Annotated in this window: 22 protein-coding genes; 16 read left to right on the top strand and 6 right to left on the bottom strand. The window is 71.4% G+C overall.

Going from position 1 to position 24,434, the window contains the following annotated elements:
- Nucleotide 1: 1 nt before the first annotated feature.
- Nucleotides 2-1,471, bottom strand: coding sequence for a peptide MFS transporter (locus KAF39_RS02945; RefSeq protein WP_210675884.1), 1,470 nt, complete (start codon nucleotides 1,469-1,471; stop codon nucleotides 2-4).
- Nucleotides 1,472-1,586: 115 nt separating this feature from the next.
- Here KAF39_RS02945 and KAF39_RS02940 point away from each other — a divergent pair, with 115 nt between their 5' ends.
- Nucleotides 1,587-2,972, top strand: a complete 1,386-nt coding sequence (locus KAF39_RS02940) for a glycine--tRNA ligase (protein WP_025104883.1) — start codon at nucleotides 1,587-1,589, stop codon at nucleotides 2,970-2,972.
- A 1-nt stretch (nucleotide 2,973) separates the two neighbouring features.
- Nucleotides 2,974-3,696: a hypothetical protein gene (locus KAF39_RS02935; protein ID WP_210675883.1), complete on the top strand. Its 723-nt coding sequence runs from the start codon at nucleotides 2,974-2,976 to the stop codon at nucleotides 3,694-3,696.
- Nucleotides 3,697-3,734: 38 nt separating this feature from the next.
- Here KAF39_RS02935 and KAF39_RS02930 read toward each other — a convergent pair whose 3' ends face one another.
- Nucleotides 3,735-4,367 (bottom strand): HhH-GPD-type base excision DNA repair protein, encoded by a 633-nt coding sequence (locus KAF39_RS02930; RefSeq protein WP_210675882.1) that lies wholly within the window; start codon nucleotides 4,365-4,367, stop codon nucleotides 3,735-3,737.
- A gap of 62 nt (nucleotides 4,368-4,429) precedes the next feature.
- Nucleotides 4,430-5,734 (bottom strand): glutamyl-tRNA reductase, encoded by a 1,305-nt coding sequence (locus tag KAF39_RS02925; protein WP_210675881.1) that lies wholly within the window; start codon nucleotides 5,732-5,734, stop codon nucleotides 4,430-4,432.
- 72 nt (nucleotides 5,735-5,806) lie between these two features.
- On the opposite strand from KAF39_RS02925, the gene hemE reads away from it, so the two are divergent.
- From hemE to KAF39_RS02870, 11 genes are all read left to right on the top strand, one after another.
- Nucleotides 5,807-6,829: a uroporphyrinogen decarboxylase gene (gene hemE, locus KAF39_RS02920; protein ID WP_210675880.1), complete on the top strand. Its 1,023-nt coding sequence runs from the start codon at nucleotides 5,807-5,809 to the stop codon at nucleotides 6,827-6,829.
- Between the two features lie 93 nt (nucleotides 6,830-6,922).
- Entirely contained in the window at nucleotides 6,923-8,434 is a 1,512-nt protein-coding gene (gene hemG / locus KAF39_RS02915) for a protoporphyrinogen oxidase (protein WP_210675879.1), read from the top strand.
- Between the two features lie 164 nt (nucleotides 8,435-8,598).
- On the top strand, nucleotides 8,599-9,009 hold the full coding sequence (locus tag KAF39_RS02910) for a hypothetical protein (protein WP_210675878.1): 411 nt from the start codon (nucleotides 8,599-8,601) through the stop codon (nucleotides 9,007-9,009).
- A gap of 1 nt (nucleotide 9,010) precedes the next feature.
- On the top strand, nucleotides 9,011-9,418 hold the full coding sequence (locus tag KAF39_RS02905; protein ID WP_210675877.1) for a phage holin family protein: 408 nt from the start codon (nucleotides 9,011-9,013) through the stop codon (nucleotides 9,416-9,418).
- The gene (locus tag KAF39_RS02900) at nucleotides 9,405-9,677 is read left to right on the top strand and encodes a hypothetical protein (RefSeq protein WP_025104872.1); all 273 of its coding nucleotides are present in this window, start codon (nucleotides 9,405-9,407) and stop codon (nucleotides 9,675-9,677) included. The genes KAF39_RS02905 and KAF39_RS02900 overlap by 14 nt, the downstream gene beginning before the upstream one ends.
- 72 nt (nucleotides 9,678-9,749) lie before the next feature.
- The gene (hemQ, locus tag KAF39_RS02895) at nucleotides 9,750-10,430 is read left to right on the top strand and encodes a hydrogen peroxide-dependent heme synthase (protein ID WP_210677923.1); all 681 of its coding nucleotides are present in this window, start codon (nucleotides 9,750-9,752) and stop codon (nucleotides 10,428-10,430) included.
- Between the two features lie 5 nt (nucleotides 10,431-10,435).
- Complete coding sequence (hemC, locus tag KAF39_RS02890) at nucleotides 10,436-11,437, top strand: hydroxymethylbilane synthase (protein WP_210675876.1); 1,002 nt, start codon at nucleotides 10,436-10,438, stop codon at nucleotides 11,435-11,437.
- Complete coding sequence (locus KAF39_RS02885) at nucleotides 11,434-12,231, top strand: uroporphyrinogen-III synthase (protein ID WP_025104869.1); 798 nt, start codon at nucleotides 11,434-11,436, stop codon at nucleotides 12,229-12,231. Before hemC ends, KAF39_RS02885 begins: the two co-directional genes overlap by 4 nt.
- A complete protein-coding gene (gene hemB / locus KAF39_RS02880) occupies nucleotides 12,228-13,205 on the top strand; it encodes a porphobilinogen synthase (protein WP_210675875.1) in 978 nt (325 codons plus the stop codon). The genes KAF39_RS02885 and hemB overlap by 4 nt, the downstream gene beginning before the upstream one ends.
- A 96-nt stretch (nucleotides 13,206-13,301) precedes the next feature.
- On the top strand, nucleotides 13,302-14,624 hold the full coding sequence (locus KAF39_RS02875; RefSeq protein ID WP_210675874.1) for a glutamate-1-semialdehyde 2,1-aminomutase: 1,323 nt from the start codon (nucleotides 13,302-13,304) through the stop codon (nucleotides 14,622-14,624).
- Nucleotides 14,625-14,938: 314 nt separating this feature from the next.
- The gene (locus KAF39_RS02870; RefSeq protein ID WP_210675873.1) at nucleotides 14,939-15,388 is read left to right on the top strand and encodes a hypothetical protein; all 450 of its coding nucleotides are present in this window, start codon (nucleotides 14,939-14,941) and stop codon (nucleotides 15,386-15,388) included.
- A 58-nt stretch (nucleotides 15,389-15,446) separates the two neighbouring features.
- Here KAF39_RS02870 and KAF39_RS02865 read toward each other — a convergent pair whose 3' ends face one another.
- Nucleotides 15,447-17,531 carry an ATP-binding cassette domain-containing protein gene (locus KAF39_RS02865; RefSeq protein ID WP_210675872.1) on the bottom strand — a complete coding sequence of 695 codons (2,085 nt, stop codon included), beginning with the start codon at nucleotides 17,529-17,531 and terminating at the stop codon, nucleotides 15,447-15,449.
- Between the two features lie 110 nt (nucleotides 17,532-17,641).
- Here KAF39_RS02865 and KAF39_RS02860 point away from each other — a divergent pair, with 110 nt between their 5' ends.
- The gene (locus KAF39_RS02860; RefSeq protein WP_210675871.1) at nucleotides 17,642-18,703 is read left to right on the top strand and encodes an enoyl-CoA hydratase/isomerase family protein; all 1,062 of its coding nucleotides are present in this window, start codon (nucleotides 17,642-17,644) and stop codon (nucleotides 18,701-18,703) included.
- A gap of 7 nt (nucleotides 18,704-18,710) precedes the next feature.
- Here the strand turns inward: KAF39_RS02860 and KAF39_RS02855 are convergent, their stop codons facing one another.
- Nucleotides 18,711-19,118 carry a GntR family transcriptional regulator gene (locus KAF39_RS02855; RefSeq protein WP_210675870.1) on the bottom strand — a complete coding sequence of 136 codons (408 nt, stop codon included), beginning with the start codon at nucleotides 19,116-19,118 and terminating at the stop codon, nucleotides 18,711-18,713.
- A complete protein-coding gene (locus tag KAF39_RS02850; RefSeq protein WP_210675869.1) occupies nucleotides 19,115-20,137 on the bottom strand; it encodes a hypothetical protein in 1,023 nt (340 codons plus the stop codon). Before KAF39_RS02850 ends, KAF39_RS02855 begins: the two co-directional genes overlap by 4 nt.
- A gap of 203 nt (nucleotides 20,138-20,340) precedes the next feature.
- Here KAF39_RS02850 and KAF39_RS02845 point away from each other — a divergent pair, with 203 nt between their 5' ends.
- Nucleotides 20,341-22,068: an ABC transporter ATP-binding protein gene (locus tag KAF39_RS02845; RefSeq protein ID WP_210675868.1), complete on the top strand. Its 1,728-nt coding sequence runs from the start codon at nucleotides 20,341-20,343 to the stop codon at nucleotides 22,066-22,068.
- Nucleotides 22,065-24,380: an ABC transporter ATP-binding protein gene (locus tag KAF39_RS02840; RefSeq protein ID WP_210675867.1), complete on the top strand. Its 2,316-nt coding sequence runs from the start codon at nucleotides 22,065-22,067 to the stop codon at nucleotides 24,378-24,380. The genes KAF39_RS02845 and KAF39_RS02840 overlap by 4 nt, the downstream gene beginning before the upstream one ends.
- The last annotated feature ends 54 nt before the right edge of the window (nucleotides 24,381-24,434 follow it).

Here is a 24,434-nt window from a genome sequence, read left to right as displayed (position 1 = left end):
GTCACCGCACGCCGCGCATGAGCCGCAGCACCGGCTTCACGCTCAGCAGCAGTCCGATGCCGACGAGGATCGCGATGCTCCCGAGGATCGAGAAGTACGGCACCTCGTTGTCCGGGTCGTAGAACTTCACGAGCTCGCCCGAGATGGCCGTGCCGAGGGCGATCGACAGGAAGAACAGCGCGACCATCTGCGTGTGGAAGACGGCCGGGGCGAGCTTGGTCGTCACCGACAGCCCGACCGGCGACAGCAGCAGCTCGGCGACGGTGAACACGAAGAGGATGCCGACGATCGCGAGCAGCGGCGTCGAGTTCGCCCCGCCGCCGGAAAACGGCAGGAAGAGCAGGAACGCCGCGCCCATGATGATGGCGGCCAGCCCGAACTTGACGGGGGTCGACGGCTGCCGCGTCCCCAGCTTCGTCCAGATCGCCGCGAAGACGCCGGACAGGATGATGATGAACACCGGGTTGATCGACTGCACCCACGACACCGGCATCTCCCACCCGAACAGGTCGCGGTCGAGTCGTTTGTCGGAGTAGATCGTCAGCACCGTGAACTGCTGCTGGTACAGCGACCAGAACGCGACGCTCGTGAGGAACAGCGGCAGGAACCCCCACACCCGTGACCTCTCGGTGGCGTCGATGCGCCGGCTGCCGAGGATCACCGTGAAGTAGGCGACGGCGGCGACCACCGTCACGACGATCACGATGAGGGCGAGGTTGTCGGCCTGGATCACGCCGGTCAGCACGAGCACCGCGATGACGGCGATGGCGCCGACCGCGATCCCGGCGACCAAGGGGTACCGCGACCGGGGCAGCGGGTTCGGCACCTCACGGGCCGAGGCGGGCAGTCCGCGGCGGCCGAACGAGTACTGCACGAGACCGAGGGTCATGCCGAGGGCGGCGAGACCGAACCCCCAGTGGAAGCCGAGGGTCGACTGCAGGAGCCCCGTGAGGATGGGGCCGAGGAATGCGCCCAGGTTGATGCCCAGGTAGAAGAGGGAGAACCCGGCGTCGCGCCGCACGTCGTCCGGGCGGTACAGGGTGCCCACGACCGAGGTCGCGTTCGCCTTCAGGCCTCCGGAGCCGAGGGCCACGAGCACGAGACCCACCCCCACCCCCACGAATCCGGGGAGCAGCGCGAGCGCCAGGTGACCGGAGACGATGACGATGGCGCTGACGAAGAGCACCCGCTCGGAGCCGAACAACCGGTCCGCGAGCCACGCGCCGAGGATGGTCGAGAGGTACACGGAGCCGCCGTAGGCGCCGACGATCCCGCCGGCCACCGCCTCCGGCAGGCCGAGGCCCCCCTTCGTCACGGAGAAGTACAGGTAGATGAGCAGGATGCCCTGCATGCCGTAGAAGCTGAAGCGCTCCCACATCTCCACGCCGAAGATGTGCACGAGCGACCACGGCTGCCCGAAGAAGCGGGTGTCCTCGTCACGGGAGGCGGACCGGTGTGCGGTGGGGCTCATGCGTGGGACGGTACTCTCCGTCGCGCTCCGCGGCCAGGGGGTGCGCCACGACCCCGGATAGAATGGGGGTGCCCGTGCTCACGGGCATTCTCCGCATCCGACCATTGGAGCCACCGTGGCCGAACAGTCCCGTCTTGACAAGGTCATCGCCCTCGCCCGCCACCGCGGTTTCGTCTTCCAGGCGGGTGAGATCTACGGCGGTTCCCGGTCGGCATGGGACTACGGACCCCTGGGCACGGAGCTGAAGGAGAACATCCGGCGGCAGTGGTGGCAGACGTTCGTGCGCGGACGCGGCGACATGGTCGGCCTCGACTCCAGCATCATCCTGCCGAAGCGCGTCTGGGAGGCCTCCGGCCACGTCGCCACCTTCACCGACCCGCTGGTCGAGTGCCTGCAGTGCCACAAGCGCTTCCGTGCCGACAACCTCATCGAGGACTTCGAGGCCCGCAAGGGCCGCAAGGCGGAGAACGGCCTCGCCGACATCCCCTGCCCCAACTGCGGCACGAAGGGGCAGTACACCGAGCCGAAGGCGTTCTCCGGTCTGGTGAAGACGTACCTCGGCGTCGTCGACGACGAGTCGGGCCTCTACTACCTGCGTCCGGAGACCGCACAGGGCATCTTCGTGAACTTCTCGAACGTGCTCACCGCCAGCCGCAAGAAGCCGCCGTTCGGCATCGGTCAGGTCGGCAAGGCGTTCCGCAACGAGATCACGCCCGGCAACTTCATCTTCCGCACCCGCGAGTTCGAGCAGATGGAGATCGAGTTCTTCACTCCGCCCGCCGAGGCGCCGCAGTGGTTCGACCACTGGGTGGAGGCCTGCTGGAACTGGTTCATCGACCTCGGGATCGACCCGGAGAACATGCGTCAGTTCGATGTGCCGGAGGAGGACCGCGCGCACTACTCGGCCGGCACCATCGACGTCGAGTACCGCTTCGGCTTCGCGGGCAAGGAGTGGGGCGAGCTCATGGGTGTCGCCAACCGCACCGACTACGACCTCTCCAGCCACAGCGAGGCGTCTGGCCAGAGCCTCACCTACTTCGACCAGGCCACGGGCGAGCGCTACACGCCGTACGTGATCGAGCCGTCCTTCGGTCTCACCCGCGCCATGATGGCCTTCCTCGTCGACGCGTACGTCGAGGAGCAGGTGCCCAATGCCAAGGGCGGCACCGACACCCGCACCGTGCTCAAGCTCGACCCGCGCCTGGCTCCCGTCAAGGCCGCCGTGCTGCCGCTGTCGCGCAACGAGAACCTGTCGCCGCTCGCCCGCGAGGTCGCCGACACCCTCCGCGGCTCGTGGGCCGTCGACTTCGACGACGCCGGCGCGATCGGCCGGCGCTACCGCCGCCAGGACGAGATCGGCACCCCGTTCTGCGTCACGGTCGACTTCGACTCGCTCGACGACCGCGCGGTCACCGTGCGCGACCGCGACACGATGGCGCAGGAGCGCGTCCCGATCGACGAACTGCACGCCTACCTGGCGGAACGCCTCCGCGGCGCCTGACATGACGACACCGGGGGGAGTCGGCACGCGGGCGGAGGAGTCCTCGCCCGTCCGTCCTGTCGCGGCGATCGTCCTCAGCGCGCTCGCCGTGTCGTGGATGATCCTCACCATCCTCGACCTCCGCGAGAACGACGGCGCGGGGCCGATCATCGCGATGTTCGGCATCCCGGCGCTGGCGGCGTCGGTCATCATCCAGATCGTGATGACGCGGCTGGGAGACCGCAAACGGGTTCCGAAGGCCGTGTTCTGGTGGGTGCTGGCGGTGCTGCCCCTCGGGACGCTCGGGGGATTCGTCGTGGCGCTCATCCGCGACCCGGAGTACTTCATCGCGGACGATGGTCCCTGGATGCTGGTCTGGGTGCCCATCTTCATCATCGTGGGCCTGCTGCTGGGCGCGCTCGTGTGGTTCTTCTTCGTGTTCCCGCTGGTCTCGATCGTCACGGTGATCCGCCTGATGGCGCGGGGAGAGGCGAAGGGCGGCGCGCTGATCATGCCGCTCGTGCTGATGAGCCTCGGCGTGATGAGCATCGTGGGCGGGCTGTCGATCGACACGGAGAGCAGCGGTCGCGCTTCGTGGGGGTCGATCATCGCCGCGTTCTTCGGTCTTCCCGGCCGCTATGAGGTGCTCTGGGAGCCCGGCATGTGGATCGTCCGCGGCATCGTCCTCGCGATCGTCCTCGTCTTCGCCGTCCCCGCCGCGCTGACCCGCCTCCGCTCCCGCTGACCCTCCGCTGAGACCCCGCCCTCCCCGGGGTTTCGGCGCTATTCCTTCGCGGCCTTCGCGGCGGCCTTCATCGCCTTCTTGTACTCGCGCACCTTCGTGAGGGATTCGGGCGAGACGATGTCGGCGACGCTGCGGAACGATCCCTCCTCGCCGTAGGGGGCCGACGCCTCGCGCCAGCCCTCTCCGGTGAAGCCGTACTGCTTGCCAAGGAGGGCGAGGAAGATCTTCGCCTTCTGCTCGCCGAAACCGGGGAGAGCCTTGAGTCGCTGCAGTACCTCGGCCCCGGTCGGCGGGGTCCCCGATCCTGTCGAATGGGTCCCTGAGCCTGTCGAAGGGTCTGAGCCTGTCGACGGCCGCGTCCACAGGGCGGCGGCGTCGCCGTCCCACTCATCGACGATCGCCTGGCACAGCGTCTGCACGCGCGTCGCCATCGACCCGGGGAACCGGTGCACCGCCGGCGTCTGCCGGAAGGCCTCCAGGAACTCCTCGGGGGCCATGCCGGCGATCGCGGCGGCGTCGGCGGCGCCCGTCCGCTCGGCGATCTTGAGCGGACCGGTGAACGCGGTCTCCATGGGGATCTGCTGGTCGAGCAGCATCCCGACCAGCAGCGCCAGCGGGTTCTCGGTCAGCAGGGCGTCGGCGGCGGTGTCTCCGGTGATGTGAAGGGCCATGGGACAAGTCTCGCATCCGCACGGTTCTCGCCAGACGGCTTCCGCCGCAATGCCGACGCGGGTCAGGCGGTGGCGGCGTCCTCGGCGGTGTCCGCGGCCGGGGTGATCCCGTACAGGGTCGCGAGAGCGGCCGCGAACTCGTCCGCACGGCCGGCGGCGGCGAGCTCGTGCGCCCGCACGGTCGGCGTGTGCAGCAGCACACCCGAGAGGTGCCGGAGGGCCTGCTCGACCTTGCCGTCCTCATCGCCGCGGGCGCGCGCCCGGGCGATCTCCCGCTCGAGCAGCTCGAAGATGTGCGAGCGGAACGCGACCACCGAGGGGGTCACGCTCTGACGGGCGCCGACGACGTGGAAGGTCTCCGCGGCCTCGCGGACGACGCTGCGGGCGGCGTCCGTCGCCTGCAGCTCCTCCAGCGGCGCGTGCAGACGGATGGTCTCCAGGTCGAGCAGCGCGACGCCTTCGAGGGAGGAGACGGCCGGGTCGACGTTGCGCGGCATCCCGAGGTCGACGACGAGCTGGTTCGGGCGGGCGCTCGCGCCCACCGGGCAGCCCGCGGCGGCGAGGCCGACCGGGAGCTGCAGGTGCTCCGGGCCGAGCACCGGTTCCGTCGCGGACGTGCAGGTGATCAGCAGGGTGGACTGCGCGGCGGTGCGCGCGTACTCGTCGGCCGGAACGGGCCGGATGTCGTGCTTGGCGGCGAAGATCTCGGCGCGGCCCGAGGGGGAGTAGACGGAGATGTCGACGGCGCCGCGCTCGCGGAGGGTAGCGAGGGTGACGGCGGCGTAGGCGCCCGTGCCCACCAGGAGCACGCGTTCGGCCGACCAGTCGGCGATCCGGCTGTCAGCCAGTTCGAGCGCGAGACGCACGAGCGAGCGGCCGGCGCGGCCCAGGGCGGTCACGTTCTTGACCTTGCGCTGTGCCTGGCTCGCGCGCTGGAACAGGCGCTCGAGCTCGGGCGAGGTGGTGCCGTCCTTGCGGGCGGACTTCAGCGCACGGCGCACCTGCCCGGCGATCTCACCCTCACCGGAGACGACCGACTCGAGGCCGGAGGCGACGGAGAAGAGGTGCTCGGCGACGCGGCGCCCGGAGTGCACGGCGTACGCACCGTCCAGGTCGGCGGCGGGGATGCCGGTCGCGGACTCGACGGCCTCGATCACGGCTTCGACGCCGATGGCGCCGGCCGCGGTCACGGGCTCGTCCATTTCCACGTACGCCTCGAAGCGGTTGCACGTCGCGAGGACCACGGCACCCTGCACGCACGGCGCCATGCCCACGATGGTGGGAGCGACGTCGTCGGGGGTGCGGCTCAGGCGTTCGAGCAGTTCGAAGGAGGCGGTCTTGTGACTCGCCGTCACACACAGCAGCACTCTTCGATTGTACCCGAGCGTCCGGAGCCCGGACTCGGCCGGTCAGCGGGCGCCGGATGGGAGGATGGAGTTATGGCACTCTCCGACGCCCCGCTGCTGCGCGCCCTCACCGGCGATCGCCCCGCCACCGCTCCGGTCTGGTTCATGCGCCAGGCGGGTCGGTCCCTCCCCGAGTACCGGGAGCTGCGGGTGGGCACGCGCATGCTCGACGCCTGCCTGACCCCCGACCTCGCCGCCGAGATCACCCTGCAGCCCGTGCGCCGCCACGGTGTCGACGCGGCGGTGTTCTTCAGCGACATCGTCATCCCGCTGCGCCTGGCGGGTGTGGAGGTGGAGATCGAGCCCGGGCGCGGCCCCGTGTTCGCGGACCCCGTGCGCACGCTGGCCGACGTCGACCGCATCACGGCGATCGATCCGGACAGCCTCGACGGCACCGCGATCGCGGAGGCCGTCCGCATCGTGGCCGCCGAGCTGGGCGACACCCCGGTCATCGGCTTCGCGGGGGCGCCGTTCACCCTCGCCGCGTACCTCGTCGAGGGCGGTCCGTCGAAGGAGCACCTGCGCGCCCGCGGCATGATGCACGCGGAGCCCGAGGCCTGGCACCGTCTCGCGGGCTGGCTGGCGCAGATCTCCCGGCGCTTCCTGGAGACGCAGCGCGACGCCGGCGCCGCGGTCGTGCAGCTGTTCGACAGCTGGGCGGGGTCGCTGAGCCCGGCTGACTACCGCACGTTCGTCGCGCCGCATTCGCGGACCGCGTTGGACGGCATCGGCGTTCCGACCATCCACTTCGGCGTCGGCACCGGGCCCTTCCTCGGCGACATGCGCCTCGGCGGCATCGCGGACGGCGTGGGCGTGGACTGGCGGCTGCCGCTCGATGAGGCGGCCGCGATCCTCGGCCCGGACGTGTCGGTGCAGGGCAACATCGACCCGGCGTTCCTCGGAGCGCCGTGGCCGGTGCTCGAGGCGCATGTCCGCGACGTGCTCGGCCGCGGTCGCGCGGCTCGCGGCCACATCCTCAACCTCGGCCACGGCGTACCCCCGGAGACCGACCCCGACCAGCTCACCCGCATCGTCGAGCTGGTGCACGCGGGCTGATCTCGGTTCGAATCCCGCACCCGGCCCCATCCGCGGTGATTTCCCGGCCAATCGGGCGATTCGACGCACAGGTGGCGGTGAAAGGATGGGGGCATGAGCTCCGAGCGCCCCGGCCCCGCATCATCCTCCGTAGAACCGGCCGACCTGGCCGCCCGTGCCGCACGGACGCACGTCGTCGTGGTGGGCGGCGGCGTCGGCGGACTCGTGGCCGCCCGTGAATGCGCGAAGGTCGGCATGCGGGTGACGCTGCTCGAGGCGGCGGACGACCTGGGCGGTGTGATCCGGCGGGTCGACCTGGACGGTGTCGTCCTCGATGCCGGAGCGGAGAGCTATGCGACGAAGGGCGGGTACGTCCGGGCTCTCGTGGACGACCTCGGACTCACGGATCGCGTCGTCACACCGCAGGCCGGTGGTGCCTGGCTCGCCGGGCTCCCGGGCGGTGGGGCGGCGCCGCTCCCGGTCGGCGGCATCCTCGGCATCCCGGGCAACCCGTTCCAGGACGACGTCCGCCGCATCATCGGCTGGTCCGGCGCCTGGCGGGCGTACCTCGACCGCGTCCGCCCGCCGCTCACGATCGGGCACCAGCTCAGCCTGGGGCGTCTCGTCGCCTCGCGGATGGGCGAGAAGGTGCGCGACCGTCTCGTCGCCCCGGTCACGACAGGTGTGTACTCGGCCTCTCCGGACGACATCGACATCGACGTCGCCGCCCCCGGTCTGAACGCCGCCCTCACCCGGGTCGGGTCGTTGTCCGGCGCGGTGCTGGCTCTCCGCGGTGAGAACGCCGCGGCCGGGGCGAAGACGCCGGGTGCCGCGGTCGAAGGCCTCGTCGGCGGGATGAGCGCGCTCGTCGATGCCCTCGCGGCTGACCTGGAGGAACTCGGCGCGACTGTGCGCACGGCCGTCGCGGTGCGCCGCCTCGCCACCGACGGGACCGGCTGGCGTGTCGTCGTCGAGGAGCCGGCGGGCGACACCGACGAGGAGGAGTCGTCGGAGACGGAGATCGCCGCCGACGCAGTGATCGTCGCGACGTCCGAGCAGGTCGCACGCGAGCTGCTCGCGGAGGCAGTGCCCGCCCTCGCGGCGGCGGAGCCCGCCCCCTCGCCCGAGATCGAGATCGTGACGCTCCTCCTCGACGCCCCGGCGCTGCGCACGCCGCCCCGGGGGACGGGGGTGCTGACCGTGCCGCACAGTCACACGGCGAAGGCGCTGACGCACTCGACAGCCAAGTGGGCCTGGGTGCGCGAGGCCGCCGGCGATCGTGAGGTCGTCCGCGTCTCGTTCGGCGCGCAGGGGGAGCCGGCGGTCACCGCGTCGATGGACGACGAGGCGGCGATCGACCTCGCCCGCCGGGAGGCGTCGACCCTTCTCGGCGTGCCCCTCACGGCGGACCAGGTCCTCGCCGGACATCGGGGGCGGTTCGTGCAGGCGCAGCCGGCGTCCATCATCGGATCCGGGGAGCGTCGGACGGCGGCGCGGGAGGCCGTGCAGGCGGTTCCGGGTCTGGCTGCGGTGGGCGCGTGGCTCGCCGGCACCGGGCTCGCCCAGGTCGTGCCGGATGCGACCGGGGAGGCGGATCGCCTCCGCCGCGCCCTCCTCTGGGACTGAGTGCACGACCGGGCGAGTGCGCTCCGCGGCTCCGTGTCAACCCTCTGATCGATTGATGCCGAAATCGGCATACGGCGTTACGCTGGGTACCTGATCGCGGCGGAGACGCGGATGATCGGCGTCCCCCGGGACGGACCACAGCCGGAACAACGTGAGGAGACCCCATGAAGGGGAAGATCGGACTCGTCGTCGGACTCGGCGTCGGCTATGTGCTCGGCACCCGCGCAGGACGCGAGCGCTACGAGCAGATCAAGACGCAGTGGCTGAAGGTCTGGAACACGGACCCGGTGCAGGAGCGCGTCGACAAGGTCAAGGGCTTCGTGGGCGACAAGGCCGCCGCGGTTCCGGGTGCCGTCTGGACCGGTGCCGTGAAGATCGTCAAGTCGGTCACGGGTGACGGCTCCCCCGGCCAGAAGCTCGACGCGGTCATCGCCTCGGGCAAGGACGCGGCGGAGGAGATCTCGGAGGCGGCGGAGGACGCGGTCGACGAGGTCAAGGAGCGCGCGGCCGAGGCCCAGAAGCCGGCGGCCAAGCCCGCCGCGAAGAAGCCCGCTCCGCGGAAGTCCGACGACTGACATGCCCCGCGGATACCGGGATCGCGCCGACGACAGCCTGCTGACGCTGCTCGGCGACCTGCCCGAGCTCGTCACCAACCTGGTCAAGGCCGAGATCGACGCGGCCAAGGCCTGGGTGTCGCGCACGGCGAAGGACGCGGGGATCGGTTCGGTCTGGTTCCTCGTCGCGCTGTTCTTCCTGTTCTGGGCGGTGCCCGTGATCCTCGTGTTCGCGATCGCGGGCCTGTCGTCGTGGTGGCCGGTGTGGCTGTCCGCGCTGGCGGTGCTGGGCATCCTCATCGTCGCCGTGCTGCTGTTCGCACTGCTCGGCATCCTGAAGTTCCGCAAGGTGCTCCGCCGCCAGAACCCGGCGCAGGCCGTGGCCGAGGACATCCGTATCGTGAAGGAGGCCGGCGATGAGCACCCCTGAGTCCCTGCCGCGCACCGCGGTCCCCGCGGGCATCGTTGATCCCGTCGCCTCGGCGCGGGCGGAGTTGAAGGCGGCGCTCGCCGCCATCGAGGTCAAGGGCAACATCCCCCGACGCGTCGAGAAGGCGTCGGCGCGCGCCGCCGTCAAGGCGCGGGCGTTCGCGGACCGCAACCCCGCCGCCGCGATCGCGGCGACGGTGGGGATCGCGGCCGCGGTCGGCGGCGCCGTGTGGGCGATCGCCCGCGCGATCGCTCGCTGACCCGCCCCCTCGCCCCCGGGTGTGGCGGTATTCCCCTGATTAGCGGCTCCTCCGCAAAGGGGGCAGACTGGGATCATGTCCGAGCTGCGCGAAGAGAACCCGTCCGGTTACACCCTCTGGGCCGTCTGGCGACGCAATCCCGACGCCCCTGTCACCGAGAACGACGCGACCGAGCTCGAGTCGATCGTCTCCCACATCGAGGACTCCGGCGTCGCGGTCCGCGGCTTCTACGACGTCTCCGGGCTCAAGGCGGATGCCGACCTCATGGTGTGGCTGCACGGCGACACTGCTGAGGAGCTGCAGAAGGCGCTCCGCCGCCTGCGTCGCACCGAGATGCTGCGCTCGCTCCTGCCGGTGTGGAACGTCATGGGCGTGCACCGGGACGCGGAGTTCAACCGCGCGCACGTCCCCGGCTTCCTCCGGGGCATCGAGCCGAAGGACTGGCTCTGCCTGTACCCGTTCGTCCGCACGCCGGAGTGGTACCTGGCGCCGGAGGGCGAGCGTCGCGCGATGCTCGCCGACCACGGTCGCAAGGGCGCCGCGTTCACCGGCGTCGTCGCCAACACGGTCGCCTCGTTCGCCCTCGGCGACTACGAGTGGCTGCTGCCGCTGGAGGCCGATGAGCTGACCGATCTGGTCGACATGATGCGCGACCTCCGCTACACCGACGCCCGCATGTTCGTGAAGGAGGAGGTGCCCTTCTACACGGGGCGCCGCCTGCGCTTCGACGAGATCGCGGACGTGCTGCAGTAATCGCCATGAGCACCCCCCTCCGTCTCGGTACCCGCCGCAGCGCGCTCGCGCAGGCGCAGTCCGGTCATGTCGCCGCCGCTCTCGAGAAGGTCACGGGCCGCCGCGTCGAGCTCGTCCCGATCACCAGCGAGGGCGACACCAACCGCGCCTCGCTGTCCGAGATCGGCGGCCTGGGCATCTTCGCCACCCGTCTCCGCGAGGCCCTGCTGGCGGGCGAGTGCGACTTCCTCGTGCACTCCCTCAAGGATCTTCCGACGGCCGTGCCGGAGTCGCTCGTGATCGCGGCGACGCCCCGACGGGAGGATGCCCGCGATGTGGTGCTCACCCGTCACGGTGTCCCGCTGCACGAGCTGCCCGCAGGGAGCGCGGTGGGTACCGGCTCCCCGCGGCGCATCGCGCAGGTGCACCGACGTGCTCCGCGCGCCCGAGTGGTGGACATCCGCGGCAACGTCGACTCCCGCCTCGCGCGGGTGACGTCCGGAGAGCTGGATGCCGTCATCCTCGCGGCCGCCGGGCTCTCGCGGTTGGGGACCGATTCGCCGCTGCACCGGGAGGAACTGGGCCTGGCCGAGTGGCCGACCGCGCCAGGACAGGGATCGCTCGCGGTGGAGACCCGTGCGGATGCGCCGGCGGAACTGCGCACCGCGCTGTCGGCGCTGGATCACCCGGAGACACGACTCGCGATCACCGTCGAGCGGGCAATCCTGGAGGGACTGGACGCCGGTTGTCAAGCCCCCATGGCGGCCCACGCGGTGGTCCAGGGGTCCGAGATCCGCGTCAGGACGGTCGTCTACGCCCCGGACGGCGGTCGGCGAATCGGCTTGGACGTCACGGAAGCCCTGAACGGGGAGTATATTCATCGGAACGGCAGTGGCAATGGTGCGGATGCTGCCGATGGTGCAGACCCGATGCACGCAGCGCGTGAGCTCGGGCTCGCTGTTGCCCGTCGGCTGCTCGATCAAGGGGCGGCCGACCTCGTCCCTCAAGAGCAATCCGAATTGTCATGACCACTTCTGAAAGCAAGCAGGACCGACCGCTGGACGGCTGGCGCATCCTCGTGCCCCGTGGCGGGCCCTGGGGCGACAGCGTCGCCGCCAGCCTCCGGGCGCTCGGCGCCGTCCCCGTCGTCGCCCCGCTCATCAACTTCGCTCCGACGACGGACCAGGCGACCCTCGACCGGGCCCTGGAGCAGCTCGCGGCCGGGGAGTTCGACTGGCTGACGGTCACGAGCGCGACCACGGTCGACGTGCTGTTCGCCCACCGCGCCGTCGTGCCGAAGACCACGAAGATCGCGGCCGTGGGTGAGACGACGGCCGCGGCGCTGCAGGCGGTCGGCTACGAGGTCGCCCTCGTCCCCGAGCAGGACAACTCCGCGCAGGGCATGGCGCAGCAGCTCATCGCCCTCGAGCACGAGCCCCGCCGCATCCTGGCGCTGCGCAGCGAGATCGCCAAGCCCGTCCTCAGCATCCTGCTGTCCGAGGCGGGACACGACGTGCATGGCGTCGTCGCCTACCGCACGGTCGGCGTCCCGGTGACGGAGCGCATCCGCCGCGACGTCGAGAACGGACGCATCAACGCGATCCTCATCACCAGCGGCTCGGTGGCCGAGCAGGTGCGGGAGCAGTTCCCCGAGATCCCGGACGAGACCCTCCTCGCCGCCATCGGCCCGCGCACGGCGAAGGATGCCGAGCGCGCCGGCCTGCCCGTCTCGGTGGTCGCCGACCGGCAGACCATCGATGCGCTGATCGAGGCCGTCTCGCAGTTCACCCTCCCGCACGCGGCAGACGAGTTCGCGCCGTGAGCTTCCCCGACATCCGGCTGCGCCGACTGCGTCAGTCGCGCGCCGTCCGCGACCTCGTGCGCGAGACCTCCCTCGAGCCGCGTCAGCTCGTGCTCCCGCTCTTCGTCCGCGAGGGCCTGAGCGAACAGGTCCCCATCGGGTCGATGCCCGGCGTCGCCCAGCACTCGATCGACTCGCTGCGAGCGGCCGCCGCAGAGGCCGCGGAGGCCGGAGTGGGCGGCGTCATGCTGTTCGGCGTTCCCGCGGTCCGCGACGCCCGCGGCTCCGGCGCGGACGACCCTCAGGGCATCCTGAACGTCGCCACCGAGGCGCTGGCGGCCGAGGTCGGCGATGCGCTCGTCGTGCAGACCGACCTCTGCCTCGACGAGTTCACCGATCACGGGCACTGCGGCGTCCTCGCCGCCGACGGCTCGGTGGACAACGACGCGACCCTGGAGCGGTACGCCTCGATGGCCCTCGCCCAGGCGCGTGCGGGATCGCAGCTGCTCGGGCTGTCCGGGATGATGGACGGCCAGGTCGCCGTGATCCGTCAGGCGCTCGACGCCGAAGGATTCACCGACACCCTGATCCTGGCGTACGCCGCGAAGTACGCGAGCGCGTTCTACGGGCCGTTCCGCGAGGCGGTGGACTCGCAGCTGCAGGGCGACCGTCGCACGTATCAGCTCGACCCCGGCAACCGCCGCGAGGGCGTGCGGGAGGCGCTGGTCGACGAGGATGAGGGCGCCGACATCGTCATGGTGAAGCCGGCGATGGCCTTCCTCGACGTGCTCCGCGAGGTGCGCGACGCCGTGACCGTCCCGGTGTGGGCGTACCAGGTGTCGGGTGAGTACGCGATGATCGAGGCCGCCGCCGCGAACGGCTGGATCGATCGGCGCGCCGCGGTCCTCGAGTCGCTGCTGTCGATCCGCCGCGCGGGCGCCGACGCGGTGCTGACGTACTGGGCCACCGAGGCGGCCCGCTGGCTGCGCGGCTGAGCCGTCCTGCTGCCTGCCGGCGGCCTCCGGGGGAGACGCGGCGGGTTAGCCTGGAAGGGATGCCGGGAGAGTTCCGTGCATCACGGAGGAGCCGCGATGACCGACCGCAATGACGACCTTTTCTCTGCCGCCCGAGCGGTGATCCCCGGTGGGGTGAACTCTCCGGTGCGCGCCTACGGGTCGGTCGGCGGGACGCCGCGGTTCCTCGCCTCGGCGCGCGGAGCCACGGTGACCGACGCCGCGGGCCGCGAGTACGTCGACCTCGTCGCGTCCTGGGGCCCCGCGCTGCTGGGGCACGCGCAGCCCGAGGTCGTCGCCGCGGTGCAGGAGGCCGCGACCCGCGGGCTCTCCTTCGGCGCCCCGACGGAGGGGGAGGTCGAGCTCGCCGCCCTCATCGCGGATCGCGTCCGTTTCGGCGAGATCCGTCCCGTGGAGCGCGTCCGTCTCGTGTCGACGGGCACCGAGGCCACCATGACCGCGATCCGCCTCGCGCGCGGCGCCACCGGGCGCGATCTGCTCGTCAAGTTCGCCGGGCACTACCACGGTCACTCCGACGGCCTTCTGGCGGAGGCGGGATCCGGGGTCGCCACGCTCGCCCTCCCCGGCTCGGCGGGCGTGCCCGCGCCGATCGCCGCCCAGACGCTCGTGATCCGCTACAACGACCCCGAGGCGCTCGCCGCGGTCTTCGCCGAGCACGGCCCGCGCATCGCCGCGGTCATCGTCGAGGCGTCGTCCGCGAACATGGGGGTCGTTCCGCCGCTGCCGGGCTTCAACCGGCTCATCGCGGAGACCGCCCACGCCCACGGCGCGCTGATGATCCTCGACGAGGTGCTCACCGGCTTCCGGGTGCACCCGGCCGGGTTCTGGGGGCTCCAGGCACAGTCCGGAGAGGACTACCTGCCCGACATCCTCACCTTCGGGAAGGTCGTCGGCGGCGGCATGCCGCTGGCGGCTCTGGGCGGCCGCGCCGAGGTCATGGACCTCCTGGCGCCGCTCGGCCCCGTCTACCAGGCGGGCACGCTGTCCGGGAACCCGCTGTCGGTGGCCGCGGGCCTGACCACGCTGCGACTCGCCACGCCCGAGGTCTACGCCACGGTCGATGCCGCCGCCGCCCGGGTGTCGTCGGCTCTCGACCGCGCGCTCACCGAGGCCGGAGTGACGCACGCCCTCGCCTCCGCCGGCAACCTCTTCAGCGCCTCGTTCCGCGCCTCCGCCCCGCGCGACTACGCCGAGGCGCAGGCGCAGGAGTCGTTCCGGTACGCGGCGTTCTTCCACGCGATGCGTGAGCACGGCGTCGCGCTGCCGCCGAGCGTCTTCGAGGCCTGGTTCCTCACCGCCGCGCACGGCGAGGACGAGCTCCAGCGCATCGAGGCCGCCCTGCCGCACGCCGCCGAGGCCGCCGCCACCGCGCGCCCCTGACGGCTGCTCGCGCGGACGCCCGCGAGGCTCGTTCGCGAGGCTTGTTCGCGTGAGAACAGGCACCCGCGCGGGGACAGGAACCCTTGGACACCGTTGCCTGATCTCCCGCGAACGCCTGCAGGCCCGAAGGTCATCGGCATCAGGCCTTCGCGCGGAGTCAGGCTGACGCGCGCGGCGGCGCCTGTTCTTGCGTGGGAGGCTGCCCTCGCGGAGGAGCCGTGAGGGCTGGACGTGGGGGATTCCGACAAGGGATCGTTGCGTTCCTGTGAGCAACTTCCAGCCAACCGGAAGGACGGCGCTGGCAGACTGGGGGCATGGTGACGTTGTTGCTGGATCAGACGCAACTCGAGGTCGTGCTCTCGCCCATCGAACGTGCCGCCACCTTCCATCGAGAGAACGTCCGCATCGTGCGCGACACGATCACCAAGGTGCAGCTCACCGACGACGCCTGGACCTGGCTCCGTGGCGTCCCGAACCCGGGCACGCACATCCCCGGTGTGCTGGCCGCCGGAAGCTGGAAGGCCGCCGGCAGCCTTGATTTCGTGTTGATCCGCCGCCGTCGCCCGAGCGTGGTCGTCGACCTCGAGGGCGACCCGCAGTACAACCGGCTGATCCTCACCACCCGGCACGGTCTCGCACTGACCCAGGCGCTTCGCCTCCCCGTCTCGGAGGAGCCGACCACCGTCGAGGAGATCGTCGCGACGTCCCCCACCCCCGTCTCCAGGGGCAGCCGCCGCCCGGTGATCCGGCCGCGCCCGGCCTGACCCTTCATGACGAACGCCCTCCCGGACCACCGGGAGGGCGTTCGTCTGTCAGCGGGGCTCAGCCGTGGTTCTCGTCCTGCGGCTGCTCGTCCTGCGGCTGCTCGTCCTGGTGCTGCTCGTCCGCGGGCGCGGGCGCGGGCGCGGTCTCGGCGGCGTCGGCGGACGCCGAGCCCTCCTGTCCTTCGGGCGACGGCCCGCTTGCGAGCGGGACCGTGTCGATGACGCCGGTCGCCGCGACGCTCCACTGCGCGCTCTCCTCGCCGGATTCCTCCGATGCGGAGGCGAGCGGGTAGTCGCGCGGCTCGTCCTCGTAGTAGGCGCGGGCGGCGGCGGCCAGCATCGAGCTCACGGCCGCCGAACGGGGGTCGTCGTCCTCGTGGTCCGCGGAGTCCGTGGCGGGCTCGGACGACGCGGACTCACCGGCGTTCTCGCCCGGCTCGGATCCCTCGGCGTTCTCGACGGCCGCGCCGTCCTCGGACGGCGCGCCGCCGAGGTCGGAGAAGAACTCCACCCCCGCGGGCTCCTCCTCGTTCGTGTCCGTGGCTTCCGGCGCGGTCTCCGCGGTCGGGTCGTCCGTCGCCGGAGCCTCGTCGTCGGTGTTGACCGGACCGTCGCCGGGGGCGGGCTCCTCGTCGGATGGATCGGTGTCGTGCGAGTCGGCGCCATCGGGCGAGGCGGTGCCATCGGGGGACACGGCGCCATCGGGGGAAGCGGTGTCGTCCTCGGGGACGGCGTCTGCGTCGGCGGGCGTCGCGTCCGCCTCGGTCGCGGGATCCGCGGCGTCGGGATCCGCGGTGGTCGAAGACGCGTCGTCGGGGGTCTCGGCAGACGTCGTCGCGAACAGGGCCGCGAATGAACGCCGCGGTGACTCCGTCACGGCCGAGGCGGGGGCCGGGGTGCCGAACACGATGTCGTCGAACGAGCGCGTCTCGGCCGGCTCGGGCTCCGCGTCCTCGGTCGGCGCCGGTTCCGGTGCGACGGTGTCGTCGATCACGGGCACCACGCGGGTGGCGTCGTCCTCCGGATCATCATCGGCCGCCGGGTCGGCGGTCGCGGTCTCCGCGGGCGTGTCCGTGCTGAGGTCGTCGGCGAGTGCCGCCGAGCCACCGGCGGCGAGGGCGGACGCCGCGACGCCGGCTGCCGCCTCGTCGGTGGTCGCTTCGTCGGTGGTCGATTCGTCCGAGGTCGCGTCGTCCGACATATCGGTCGCTGCGGACGCGGGCTGTGCGAGCGCGGGAGTGGTGTCGAAGCGGCCGCCGCGCATGAGGTCGATGAAGACGTCCTCGAGCGTCGGACCCCGCTGCACGAGCGTGGTGAGGGCGATGCCCGCGTCCGCCGCGACGGCGCCCACGCGGCTCGCATCGGTCCCGCGTACGGTCAGGCCGGACCGAAGCACCTCGATGTCGAAGCCGGCGGCGACGAGAGCGGTCGTGAGGCCGGGCCGGTCGACGGCGTCGACCACGACGGCGCCTCCGGCCGGGTCGGCCAGCGTCTCGATGCCGCTCGACAGCACGAGCCGCCCCTTGGACAGGACGAGGACGTGGTCGGCGACCTGCTCGATCTCGCTGAGCACGTGCGAGGAGACCAGCACCGTACGACCCTCGTCCGCGAGGCGGCGCATGAGCAGGCGCATCCAGCGGATGCCCTCCGGGTCGAGTCCGTTGGCCGGCTCGTCGAAGACCAGCGCTCCGGGGTCGCCGAGGAGGGCGTGCGCGACGCTGAGGCGCTGTCGCATGCCCAGCGAGAATCCGCCGATCCGCGAGTCCGCCTCTCCCTCCAGGCCGACGAGCGAGATCACCTCGTCGACGCGGGCGAGGCGGATGCCGTTGGCCTTCGCGGCGATGGTGAGCTGACGGCTGGCCGTGCGACGGGGACGGTAGGCCGTCTCCTCCAGCACCGAGCCGATCGTGCGCAGCGGCTGACGCAGCTCGGGGTAGGCGACGCCGCCGACGGTGGCCGTGCCGGACGTGGCGCGCACCTGGCCGAGCAGGATGCGCAGGGTCGTCGTCTTGCCCGCGCCGTTGGGGCCGAGGAAGGCGGTGACCGCTCCCGGCTCGACACGTGCGGAGAAGTCCGAGACGGCCGTCACCTCGTTGAAGCGCTTCGTCACATTCGTGAACTCGAGCACCTGTCCTTCGGGCATCCGGGACCTCTCGTTGCGATGAACAGTTCCCCCTATCCTGCCGGAAAACCGCCCCGGAACCCGCATTTCGTGCGGAATCCGGCCTCACGCGACGGGGTAGCCTGGCACCCGTGACCGATACCCCCACCGCGCCCCGTGTCCTCATCCGCACCGAAGGAGCGCTCGGGCGGCTCACCCTCAACCGTCCCGAGGCGATCAACGCCCTCGACGAGGACATGATCGCGGAGATCACGAAGGCACTCGTCGCGTGGCGCGACGACTCCGACGTGCAGATCGTCCTCATCGACGGGGAGGGGGACCGCGGCCTGTGCGCCGGCGGCGACGTCCGCCGCCTCCACAGCCAGATCGTGTCGGGCCACCCGGAGCGTTCCGCAGAGTTCTTCCGCGCCGAGTACGCGATGAACGCGATGATCGCGGAGTACCCGAAGCCGGTCGTCGCGTTCGCCGACGGCATCACCATGGGCGGCGGCATCGGGCTCGCGGGCCACGCCGCGATCCGCATCGTGACGGAGCGCTCGAAGCTCGCGATGCCGGAGACGCGGATCGGCTTCACGCCGGACGTCGGCGGGACCTGGCTCCTCGGCCGGGCGCCGGGACGGCTCGGCGAGTACTTCGGTCTCACGGGAGCGACGATGAACGGTGCGGACGCGGTGTATGCAGGTTTCGCCGACCACGTCGTCCCCTCCGACCGTCTCGACGCGCTCCGCGAAGCGCTGGCGTATCGGGCCGATCCGACCGGCCCCAGCGAGATCGTGCTGCTGTTCGACGAGACGCCGGAGCCGTCCACCCTCCCCGCCGCACGGGCCTGGATCGATGACGCGTTCGCGGCGCCGAGCGTGCCCGAGATCTTGGACCGCCTCCACGCGCTCGGCACGACGGAGGCCGCCGCCATCGCCGACCTCCTCGACGGTCTCGCCCCGACCGGCCTCGTCGTCACGCTCGACGCGGTGCGCGAGGCGCGCGGCATGCCGGGCGTGCGGGCCGCCCTCGAGGGCGAGTACCGACGGGTGATGTGGTTCGTGAACGAGCACCCCGATCTGGTCGAGGGCATCCGCGCGCAGCTCGTCGACAAGGACCGCAACCCGCAGTGGCAGCCCGCCTCGCTCGCCGAGCTCGGGCCCGACGCGGGGGCGCCGGCCCGCACGTACGTCCCGCAGCCCGCGCTGTTCTGACTCGTCGTCAGCTCTCGCCGGAGAGGGCGTCGGGGCGCCCGTCGTCGAGGTGGGGGGAGCGCCAGATCGTGCGGAGGACGTCGGTCACGTCGCCGGCGTCGACCCCCGCGTCCTGCGCGACGTCGACCAGATCACGGATCTTTCGGATGACCGGGGCCGGCAGCAGGGCCGCCGACTCCGAGACGCGCGTGCCGGCGGCGGTGCGGGAGACGACCAGGCCGTCGGCTTCGAGCATCTTGTAGGCGCGCGCCGCGGTACCGGGGGCGACGCCGAGGTCGCTGGCCGTCTGCCGGACCGAGGGCAGGCGCTCCCCGGCTCCGAGCCGCCCGGAGACGATCAGGCCGCGGAACTGCCGGTAGATGTCCAGGGCCGGGAGGGCGTCGTCGGCGCCGGCCAGCGGAGCGCGCGGCGTCATCGGGCCCCCTCCGTCTGCAGCGGCGAGACCGCGGACCCGCCCGCGCGGCCGCCGGGAGCGCTCGATCGCATCGACAGCGCGGAGAGCACCAGAAGCGCGACGGCCACCACCTCCAGCACGGGGGCGGCAGCGCCGGCCGCGCCCGCGATGTCGGCGTAGCGCCAGACGGTCTCGAACGTGCCCGCGTCCTCGATCGTGAGGGGGCCGATCCGGCCCGCGTCCCCGATGAACCGCCACGCGGTGGCCAGCGTCAGGAGGACGCCCCCGGTCGCGATCTGCGCGATGCCTGCGGCGATCCGGGCGCGCTCGTGGTGCTCGGCCGGAACGGTCTCCGCGCGGAGGAAGGGACGCGTCGCGTTCGCCGTCAGCGCCCAGACGGCGGACACGGCGAGCAGCGCGCAGCAGATCAGCACGGCAATACCGTAGGCCCATCCGAAGAACCACACCCGTATCGGGTCGACGTCGGTGTTCGGTGCGGGGATCTCCAGGAACACGAACGGGCCGCCGTGGATGTTCGAGGAGGCGCAGCCGGCTGCGATCGTCGTGAGGACGAGCGCCAGCAGGGAGAGGCCTGCGGCCGGCAGGCCGACGCGGGGGCGGAAGGACAGCCAGGTCCGACGCGCCCCGGTGACCACCGGTCGCGTCGTGCCCCGGACCCGTCGGATCGTGATGAGGAGCGCCAGCACGGCGAGGACCGCGGCGGCGGAGAACACCGGAGCGGCGTACCGCCACCACGACACCTGGCCGCTCAGCGTGAGCACGTGCCGCGCGAGCACCTCCACGGTCACCCCCGTCGCCAGGACGGCGAGAGCGCCGACGGCGAGGAGGCGGCGCTCGGGGGTGTGGCGCGCGGCGAGGGCGAGGGCCCCGTCGCCGGTGAGGCGTGCCGCGGGCACACGCCGCGTGCGCCACCACGGCGTCACGGAGACCAGAGCGGCGACCACGATTCCGAGGAGCAGGGAGACGGCGGGCGAGGAGAGGATCGCGCCGACGATGTCGGGCAGGGTGGCGTTCGGCATGTCGGACTCCGTTCTTTGTGTCACATGTCTATCACAAGTTGTGTCAGGCGAGTGATACATGGAGCGGTTCGCTGTGAGCGAAGGTCCCTCCGGAGGGGGATCCGAATGTCACCGCTTCGTGGCACCCTGTCCTATGGCCCGTCGTCGGTCGGCATCCGCCTGCCGGGAGACCCGCCGCCTCCTCCTTCCTAGAAAGTCCGCCTGTGCTGGGAAAACTCCTCCTCCGATATCTGTCCCGTTACAAGTGGCTCCTCGTCGCGGTGCTGGTCTTCCAGTTCGCCAGCGCCGCCGCCACCCTCTACCTGCCCCGCCTGAATGCCGACATCATCGACAAGGGCGTCGCGCAGGGCGACACCGCGTACATCTGGCGCACCGGCCTGTTCATGCTGGCCGTGTCCCTCGGCCAGATCGTGGCCTCGGTCATCGCCACCTACTTCGCCGCACGCGCCGCGATGGGCGCGGGGCGTGACATCCGCGCCGACGTGTTCGGCAAGGTCAGCGGCTTCTCCGAACGCGAGGTCTCGCAGTTCGGCGCCGGATCCCTCATCACCCGCAACACGAACGACGTGCAGCAGGTGCAGATGCTCGCCATGATGGGCGCGACGATGCTGGTCACGGCACCGCTGCTCGCGATCGGCGGCATCATCTTCGCCGTGCAGACCAACGCCGGACTCAGCTGGCTGATCGCCGTCTCGGTGCCGGTGCTGCTCCTGCTCGCCGCCCTCGTGATCGGCCGCATGGTGCCGCTGTTCCGCAGCTACCAGGGCAAGCTCGACAACGTGAACCGCATCATGCGCGAGCAGCTCACGGGCGTGCGCGTGGTGCGGGCCTTCGTCCGCGAGCGCATCGAGGAGGAACGCTTCCGCGGCGCGAACACCGACATCATGGTCGTCGGCCGCAAGGTGGGCTCCCTGTTCGTGCTGCTGTTCCCACTGTTCATGCTCATCCTCAACGTCACCGTCGTCGCCGTGATCTGGTTCGGCGGCATCGAGGTCAACAACGGCACCGTGCAGGTGGGCACGCTGTTCGCCTTCATGCAGTACATCGGCCAGATCATGGGCGGTGTCATCATGGCGAGCTTCATGGCGATGATGATCCCGCGCGCGGCCGTCTCGGCGGAGCGCATCGGCGAGGTGCTGGGCACCGAATCCACGATGACACGTCCGGCGAACGGCGTCACCGCCTTCCCCGCTCCCGGCGCCGTCGCCTTCGACGACGTCGAGTTCACCTACCCGGGCGCTGACGCCCCCGTGCTCACCGGTATCAGCTTCGCCGCGGAGCCCGGGGAGACCGTCGCGATCGTCGGCTCCACGGGGTCCGGCAAGACCACGCTCGTCTCGCTCATCCCGCGCCTGTTCGATGTGTCCGGCGGGTCCGTGCACGTCGGCGGCACCGACGTGCGCGAGGCCGACGTCGAAGCGCTGTGGGACAGCATCGGCCTCGTGCCGCAGCGACCGTTCCTGTTCACGGGCACCGTCGCGTCGAACCTCCGCTACGGCCGCGAGGACGCCACCGACGAGGAGCTCTGGCACGCGCTGGAGATCGCGCAGGGGCGCGATTTCGTGGAGGAGATGCCGGACGGCCTCGAATCCCGCATCGCGCAGGGCGGCACCAACGTGTCCGGCGGGCAGCGACAGCGCCTCGCGATCGCCCGGGCCATCGTCCACCGGCCGCAGGTGCTCGTGTTCGACGACTCGTTCTCGGCACTCGACCTCACGACGGACGCGCGCCTGCGGCAGGCGCTCTGGCGAGAGCTCCCGCACGTGACGAAGATCGTGGTCGCGCAGCGCGTCTCCACCATCACCGACGCCGACCGCATCGTCGTGCTCGAGGGCGGGACCATGGTCGGCGTCGGCACCCACGAAGAGCTGCTGGAGAGCAGCGAGACCTACCGCGAGATCGTCGAGTCGCAGCTGGGGGTGGACGCATGAGCGCGCAGGACCCTTCGACAAGCTCAGGGACCCAGGGGTCAGGGACCCAGGGGTCAGGGAACGAGGGGGCGGGGAACCCGCGCCGCCGCGGTCGGGGCAAGGCCACGGCTCCCGCGGTCGAGCGGGAGCTCACCCCCGAGGAGCAGTACGAGGCCGACCTTGCCGAGCAGGCGCGGCAGAACTCCGGATCCTGGGACAGCGTCGCGCCGGGCAAGGCCGACAACTTCGGGGCGAGCTTCGCCCGGATGATCGGGCTGCTCAAGCCCTCCGCCGTGTGGTTCGTCTTCGTGTCGATCCTCGGAGCGATCGGCGTCGTCCTGACCGTCGCCGCGCCGAAGGTGCTCGCCGAGGCGACGAACATCGTCTACCGCGGCTTCATCTCGATCCAGCTCGGTCAGCCGAGCGGCGACTTCCCCGGGTTCCCCGCGGGGACGCCGCAGGACGTCGTGGCCGAGGCGCTGCGCGACGCCGGACAGACCGACTTCGCGAACCAGGTCGCCGCCCTCGGCGACTTCCGGGTCGGCGACGGCATCGACTTCGATGCGCTGCGCTGGGTCATCGCCGCGGTCCTGGCGATCTACGTGGTCGCCGCGTTCCTCAGCTGGCTGCAGGGCTACGTCATCAACGTCATCATGGTGCGCACCATGTGGCGCCTGCGCGAGGCCGTGGAGGCGAAGATCAACCGCCTGCCCCTGTCGTACTTCGACAAGGTGCAGCGTGGTGAGCTCATCTCGCGGGTGACGAACGACATCGACAACATCACCCAGACCATGCAGCAGTCGCTGTCGGGTGCGCTGACCGCCGTGCTCACGGTGATCGGCGTGCTGGTGATGATGTTCTCGATCTCGTGGCAGCTCGCCCTCGTGGCGCTCGTCGCCCTGCCGCTCATGGCCGTCATCTTCGGGGTGATCGGTCCGCGGTCGCAGAAGGCGTTCGGCACCCAGTGGCGCAAGGTCGGCCGGCTCAACGCCCGCGTCGAGGAGGCCTTCTCCGGCCACGCGCTGGTGAAGGTGTTCGGCCGCGAGCAGGACGCCCTGGACAAGTTCAAGGCCGAGAACGAGGAGCTCTTCCAGGCGAGCTTCAAGGCGCAGTTCCTCTCGGGCATCATCATGCCCGCGATGACCTTCGTCGGCAGCCTCACCTACGTCGGCATCGCGGTGCTCGGCGGCCTCATGGTCGCCAACGGGCAGCTGCGCCTCGGCGATGTGCAGGCGTTCATCCAGTACTCGCAGCAGTTCACGCAGCCGCTGTCCGAACTCGGCGGCATGGCCGCGGTCGTGCAGTCCGGCACCGCGTCGGCCGAGCGGGTGTTCGACCTGCTCGATGCCGACGAACAGGACGCCGACGACCCCGACGCTCCCGCGCTCCGGGAGGGGGAGGGCGTGATCGAGTTCGAGAACGTCTCGTTCTCGTACTCGCCGGAGCGACCGCTCATCACCGATCTGTCGTTCCGTGTGGAGCCGGGGCAGACCGTCGCGATCGTCGGCCCCACGGGTGCCGGCAAGACGACGCTCGTCAACCTCATCATGCGGTTCTACGAGCTCAGCGGCGGACGGATCACGCTCGACGGTCAGGACATCTCGACCATCACGCGCGACGAGCTGCGGTCCCGCACCGGAATGGTGCTCCAGGACCCGTGGCTCTTCGCCGGGAGCATCCGCGAGAACATCCGGTACGGTCGCTCGACCGCGACAGACGAGGAAGTGCTCGCCGCCGCGAAGGCGACGTACGTCGACCGGTTCGTGCACGCGCTGCCGGACGGATACGACACCGTGCTCGACGAGGACGCCTCGAACGTCTCCGCCGGAGAGCGGCAGCTCATCACGATCGCCCGGGCGTTCGTCGCCCAGCCGTCGATCCTCATCCTCGATGAGGCGACGTCCGCTGTCGACACCCGCACCGAGCTGCTGCTGCAGCACGCGATGGCCGCGCTCCGCCAGGGGCGCACCTCGTTCGTCATCGCGCACCGCCTGTCGACCATCCGGGACGCCGACCTCATCCTCGTGATGGAGCACGGCGACATCGTGGAGAAGGGCACGCACGACGAACTCATCGCCGCGCAGGGTGCGTACTGGCGGCTGTACCAGTCGCAGTTCGAGCAGGCGGCGACGGATCTCGACGCGGAAGCCGCGCTCACCGGATCCTCTCCCGTCGTCGTGACCGGTGAGGCCGAGGAGGACGGGAGCGCCGAGGCGCAGGCGGCGGCCGCCGCGGCCGGGGCCGCGGTCGGTGCCCAGGTGCCGGCGGCCGAGACCGCCGCCGCGCAGGCGCTGCTGGAGGACGGCGCGGACGGCACGACGCCTCGCCCCTGACCCGCATCAGGCACGACGCCCCGCTCCGGACCGGAGCGGGGCGTCGTGCATGCG

It is taken from the genome of Microbacterium sp. BLY (assembly GCF_017939615.1).
GTDB lineage: Bacteria > Actinomycetota > Actinomycetes > Actinomycetales > Microbacteriaceae > Microbacterium.
Note: the sequence above shows the minus strand (reverse complement) of the source record. Positions and strands in the feature narration are given on the sequence as shown.